The following is a 6563-nucleotide window of genomic DNA, read 5'->3' as shown; positions in this document are numbered from 1 at the left end:
TGCCAAAGCCAACTTCCAAAATAAGAATATCCCTCTTCATAGCGCTCCCTTGGGTTGGTAATATTGGGGGGAATTTGAGTGGTTAGACAACTTCAATCTTAATATAGATTCGGTACTGATTAAACCAGTGTTGTGTGATTTGACTCACACTTTTTATAGATTGAGGCGAGATTTGAAAAAACGGATAGAGTGGCCGAAAGGATCTTTCGGCCTGACATGAATTCGTTCAGTTTTTATTGAACTGAAACTTTAAACCGACTCTGATGATTAATCATCGTCACGTTCATCTTCGTTGTCATCATTATCGACATCATCCAAATTAATCCACATTGCGGTGGTATCACTGCGTCCTTCTTGATCAGTGACAGTAAGGATAACTTTAAAGTATTCATCATCACGATAAGTATGAATTGGCGATTGCAGATTGCTGGTAGCATTTGGACGCTTTGGCTTTTTGCCACGACGTCGGATCTGCTTGACCTTTTCGCCAAAATCCCAATGGTATTGCAGCTCACCGGCACCATATTGAGAGGTATCGGTAAATACCACGGTTAAGCCTTTTACTTCATAAGTAAAACTGGCAACCGGCGGGTTGGTAACGGTAACCATCATTTGTGCAGTCTGTGATTTATCACCATCTGTAGTCGTCAGTTTTATGAGATAAGTACCCGGCTCAGCATAAGTGTAGGTTGGCGACTGCTCACTTGACTGTCCAACTCCGTCACCAAAATCCCAGGCATAGACTGCCTTAGTTGATAGTTGGCTGGAAGTATCCGTCAGAAATATCGTTAGATTTTGCTTGGTTAAGGTAAACGCAGGTCCCGCTAATTGAATCTGCTCAAATATGGTTACAGCATTACCATCTTGATCGATTGCGGTAAGTTTAATTGTATGCAACCCGCCCATAGCAAACTGGTGAGTTGGTGAGGCAGCATGAGAAATTTCGCCATCACCAAAATCCCATTGATAGGTTTTCCAACCATTACCACCATATGAGTTATTGTTAAACGTCACTTTCCAATCATTAATCTGATAGCTAAATCTCGGGGTTAATGCTGGCGCCTGATAGTTCAAATGGATTGTTGCCGAGCTGCTATCATTCGCTTGTTGCAAAAGTTGCATAGATAACCCATGTATTGGCAAGCTGACGCCAGATGCAGGTTGTTGCGGTGTAGAGTAATCGAATATATCGTTAAAATCCGAAATGGGTTCCAGATGATTATCGGCAGCTTTTGGCTGTTGTGGATAAAGACTAAAGGCTGCATCTCGGATTTGATTGCGCGTCCACCAAATGCCATAGTAATCATCCTGAATAAGATTTTGATCTGCATCGATAACGCTGGCAAAACCGCGTCCTGGGTGAACACTGGACTGGTTATTGGATTGTCCACTATCGGCAAACCACATAACGACACCGGGATCATATCGGCGTGAGGAAAGTCCAGAATCATTCCCTTGATGGCTACGTAGTTGAATATGATAGTACTCCTGTGCACTTAGTTTTTCCAACGCTTCGATTCGACTGAATCCAGTTAAATTAGCCATGCCTTCCAGTTCAGCTCCATCATGATATTGGTTGCTAGCTTCAGATAACAAGGCGATATCATCAACAAACAAGCCATAGCCGCCAGTATTTCCATCGGTATAATATTTAATGCTCACTTCAACCGTTTGCCCAGCATATTCAGACACATCAAAAGTCAGCGCTACCCAGCTATCAGATTTTCCTGTTAAATAGTGAGAGATATCATATTGGCTCTGATCAGGATAACTATCAATCAGCGGATTTCGCGCTTTTGTCAGATTACCTGCGACAGACTGACCATTAATGAGTACTTGTGCATAGTCCCAATCAACTTCAATATCCCAAAATGCTTGCATAACCAACTGATGGTTTTGACCTTCTGGTATAGTGAGCGAAAAATCCATTCGGTTATTTAAATTGTCGCCTGCATTAGAATAATATTGGTAATCACCAGAATAAGGTGCTTGACGAAATAGAATCGAGCGCGGTATTTCAACTTTTATCTGGTTAAGACCACCTTCATGGTTAACGGCATCAACCAACTCAAAGGTTTTTCCACCTTGCAAATCAACCAGTGTGAGTTTTGTTTCATTTACCCAGTTACCACCGTACCAGTCTTGCAATTTTGAACGGGCGTAAGCACCAAAAGTTACCGGTTGCGAACCAGGAATTTGGCCCACCCAACTGCCGCTGGCCATAATTGACCAGTCAGCAACAGGCGAACCAGGCACACTGTTGTTAGTGTCATATTCATCAGCCAGACCTAAATCATGACCAAATTCATGGCTGACAACCCCAATAGCTGCATCGATTGGCACTATCGTATAGCCCCACGGACGATAACCACGGTTACCTTGTTCAAAATAAGTCCCCGGAATATCATAGTAAGGCGACACTACCCAACGATGCGACCAGATGGCATCCGATCCGAGTACCCCACCACCAGCATCTTCTCCCATACTGGAATGAAAAATCATAATATGGTCGATATACCCATCGGGCTCGTTAATATTACCATCACCATCTAAATCCCAGCGATCATCTAAATCATAATCGGCAAGGTTAATATTATATTTGGCAACCGCTTTAGTAAGTGCTTCGCGAATGAGTTGGCGAGGATTGGCATCATTCGCACCATTCCCACTTCCACCATAAAAAGCAGCATTATTATCTGCGGTTACCCATCCATAAACTTTGCCATTAAAATCAAAACTTCCCCCACTTTCTTGGGTGTAATAGTTTCGCGCTGATTGTAACGCTTGCCCTTGAGGACCAGGATAAGTTTCATCAGCAAACATTAGTTGTTGATAATGCTCAATAGAGTAATCGTTATAGTACATACCCGTATCTGAGCTGGTTAATCGGTTATCATCATGTGGCAAATCAGGAAAATCGATTGCAATGGCTAAAACGTTTACCTTTTTAGTCACACTTTCTTCTACTGACTGTGCATTCGTTTTGCTTTGCAGTTGATTACTTAATGCAGCTTTTTTTCGTTCTCTTGCCACTTTTAATTGATGCGAATGTCGCGTGGCATTTTTAATTGCCAATGCCTGCTTTTCAATTTCTTCAATCGACATTGGCGGTTCAACTCGACTGCCAATATACGCTTCAATTGCAGCACGTTTTTGTTGCTCGGTTGCGTCTGCTGAGAGTTCTCCTCGTTTAATCAGCCAGTAAATGATGCGTTCTTCATTAATAACGCCTAAGTCTTTTGGTGCGATATCCGGGTTAATGGTTTTAGCTGGTGCGCTGGTTACTGGCACGGTTGCCAGCATCATTGCCAAAGAGCCTATCAACACCAATACCAGGGGATTTTTTAGTTTTAACATATCTTCCTCAATATCGTTGATTTAACTTTCTTGTGTTCTGTCAGGTGTTTTGTTATTGATTTCAGTTCGAGTTTTTGATTGAAAATATTTTTATTATTTAAATAAAAATCTGATCGACTTCAGATTAAAACTTAACTTTGATCAGGTGTTTTTATTACTTGATAGAGTAATAAAGCGGTATAGATAGCAAATTCATAACAAGGTGACAATAAGATGAATTTCGACTAAAAATTATATAAATAGGTTGGTTTTTGACAAGAAACAAACCAATAAACTATTTCATTAATTTTATGAATATGCGCTTGGCTAAAATTAAAATAAATAAAATCTGCTTAACGAATAGTTTATTTACTTTGAGCAATAAGGGGATTGATTGCTTAGATCTAAAAATTAGATGGTAATTTTCACCTATAAAAATAGTCGACTCAATAGAATAAAACTAAAGCCAAATATCGTTTTCTGCGGTCGATTCGCCACCAGCATCTCCAGTGTTAATGACACCCTTTGGCTCTACGAGCAAAACGACAAAGACCTCATCGGCATCTTGATGACTGTGCCAGACAAACTTACCGTGTACTTTAACCAATTTAAACGGATAATCATTTATTGGTGTAATGACTTTAGGTGACCAGTGTTGATTAAAGAGTACTAATTTTTGTTGAAAATTAATTTAATCTGTTTAAAAACCGAGAGACTTTTCACCTCTCGGTTTACTACAACAATTATTAAAGGAAACTTACTGCTTAACCCATGCGCTTACGCGAAACTAATATTAACAGTAAAGGAATGAGGAAAAATACCGAGCCCCCCCCTGAGTCTTTCCAACGACTGCCATCAAGTGGAAATAGGTCAGTACTATCATTAATCCCATCATCAGTATCAATAGAGTTTCCTTAACAATAAACTCCCACAGCGGTAAAAGCTTTGTATACATCGAACCATTGATAATCTAGATCTCTGGCGGCCTCTAAAACACCACAAGCGCCATTTTCAAAAGTTTCATTAGGTACCCAGTAAGACTGATTAGCTAAAACAAAGATATCAAATGCTTTTTTAACATTCCATCCTTCGGTATTGGCAATTAAATAAAAGGCATGATTATAAATTCCGCTGCTATAATGCACGTTTAATCCTGAATAATAATTATCCGTATGTTTAATTGAAACGCCATCTAAAGTTGGATCGGCAAAATAGCGTAATGCGCCGTTTGATTTATAAATATCTGCACCAACTAACCAATCAACTTCACCTTTCCAATAATATTCTGCTGCTTCACCCGCAATATCAGAAAAAGCTTCATTCATACCGCCTGATTCTTCGGAGTAAATTAAATCAGAATTAAAATCGGTAAACCCATGACTGACTTCATGCACTGAAACATTCACATCCACTAACGGATAAAATCGCTGATAGCCGTCACCAAAGAGCATTGAATCACCAGTCCAATAAGCATTATCAACCGAATTACCATAATGCACTTTCATTGAAAGCTTAAAAGGTAAAGGTTCGGTGTTATACCAATCCTGATACATATCAAATGCAATATTTCCAAAATAAAAAGCATCATTAATCGGAGAGTAGGCACCATTGATAGCTTTAAAAGTATTTTCATAACAATTAAATTGAAAGGGATCACTGATATAATAATCATAGCTATGATTTAAATTGACTGCTTTAACCTTCTCATTTTCAAGGTAACAGATATTATTTTGTTCTCGTCCCATTAATGGCAAGTAATCCGTTCCATAATGGTACTGGCCCGTTTTAGTATTGCCACCAGGCCCAGTGATTGCGGTATCACTCATTAACGCATTCCAGTTTTGATAAACCAAACCAGAATCAGCATCAATAATAAACTCATGACGGATAATATTATTCGTTACCTGTTGACTAGCTAATAGATCAACGTGGTAAGCCAGTTTTGCTTTACCCGTTAACTCATGATAAAAAATATTCAGTTGCGCTGTTTCGCGTTCAAATTTTTTTAATACGCCATATTTTTTTTCTGCAGCTTGCTTAGCGCTCTGGATAATTGCCGCTTTAACCTTTTGTTTTTTATCCATGTTGATTTCCTTTTATTAAAACTGGAAGCTGGCGATTACACTACTAGAAGTTAATTCTGCATCAGAATTATCAATAATTTGTGTATAGTCAATTGCCAATTTGAACGACTTGGCTAACCGAAACTCTAACCCAGCCCCATAACTCCAATCATTTTCTTTTTGATTTGCAGAAATATTTTCAGCGGAGGCTCTTAAATGGACTTGACTGTAACCTAAATACAGATAAGGTGTAACCAGGGTATCTTTTAATAAGCTGGCTTTTGCATAAATTCCACCAGAATAGCAAACCTTAAAGTCGTATTCCTGCAGCAGGTGAGTTGCGGAGTCTTCTTGAACTCCTGTACTTAACTTTCCTAAAAGAGAAAAATAAGAATTAAACTGATAATTCGCCCCGATTGAAACCGTCAGTGGCTTTACATCTATCCAGTTTTCCCGATAATTCAACTGATTAACTTCAGCCATAAAAGTTAAGTCAGAATCCGCAATGCTTTTTAGAGAAGCAATTAAAAAATAGTGTACTTATTCCAAATATTACTATTTTTTATTCATTTGATCTCTTTATTGAATAAATTTCCTCCGTGTGAAAACTACCCGTTAAATTCTCGAAAATCAAGCATACACGCATGGCTGAATCAATATTAATAAAGCCATCTTTATTTAAATGTTTATCATGTGCCTGTGTTGCTTTTGCTGTTATCAAACCTGGTGTATAGTAATAAGCAAGATAGGGTACAGATTCGAGATTATTCACCTCGCTCCGATAACCTTTAGTCTTCCACGCACAATAGTTTTTATTTTCCAAGTGTTCATCAAACATTAAATACTTAAGCCGTTTGTTAGGCACTCGAAGTATTTCGACCTTAAAACCTTTAGTATTTTCAGCAATAAATGTATTAACTTTTAACGAAACATATGAGTCTATGCCTTTATCCAGCGTGGAATAGGGTAAATAAGTGGTTTCGTCATCATCTTGTGCAAAACACTTAAAGACCATCAGTCAAAGTGCGAATACCTTAAAAACTTTCATTAATTTACCTAGTCGCCCCTGAAAAAAGAAAACCCCATTGATTTTTTATCAGCCAATCATGCGCAGAAGCATTTTAAATGGTGAGTTCCGGCTGCGCAATCTCATTCCGCGATCAA

At 38.7% G+C, this 6563-nt stretch carries 5 protein-coding genes; all 5 read right to left on the bottom strand.

What is annotated here, in order from left to right; translation table 11 throughout:
- Nucleotides 1-267: 267 nt before the first annotated feature.
- Nucleotides 268-3357, bottom strand: a complete 3090-nt coding sequence (locus ABVT42_RS21370; protein WP_353897976.1) for an immune inhibitor A domain-containing protein — start codon at nucleotides 3355-3357, stop codon at nucleotides 268-270.
- Between the two features lie 439 nt (nucleotides 3358-3796).
- Nucleotides 3797-3943 (bottom strand): cupin domain-containing protein, encoded by a 147-nt coding sequence (locus tag ABVT42_RS21365; protein WP_353897975.1) that lies wholly within the window; start codon nucleotides 3941-3943, stop codon nucleotides 3797-3799.
- 307 nt (nucleotides 3944-4250) lie between these two features.
- On the bottom strand, nucleotides 4251-5420 hold the full coding sequence (locus ABVT42_RS21360; RefSeq protein ID WP_353897974.1) for a M4 family metallopeptidase: 1170 nt from the start codon (nucleotides 5418-5420) through the stop codon (nucleotides 4251-4253).
- 15 nt (nucleotides 5421-5435) lie between these two features.
- A complete protein-coding gene (locus ABVT42_RS21355) occupies nucleotides 5436-5882 on the bottom strand; it encodes an outer membrane beta-barrel protein (protein WP_353897973.1) in 447 nt (148 codons plus the stop codon).
- Between the two features lie 79 nt (nucleotides 5883-5961).
- The gene (locus ABVT42_RS21350) at nucleotides 5962-6414 is read right to left on the bottom strand and encodes a hypothetical protein (RefSeq protein WP_353897972.1); all 453 of its coding nucleotides are present in this window, start codon (nucleotides 6412-6414) and stop codon (nucleotides 5962-5964) included.
- Nucleotides 6415-6563 lie beyond the last annotated feature (149 nt).

It is taken from the genome of Aliikangiella maris (assembly GCF_040719265.1).
Classification (GTDB): domain Bacteria; phylum Pseudomonadota; class Gammaproteobacteria; order Enterobacterales; family Kangiellaceae; genus Aliikangiella; species Aliikangiella maris.
The sequence above is the reverse complement of the archived record's forward strand: the minus strand, read 5'-3'. Positions and strand labels throughout refer to the sequence as shown.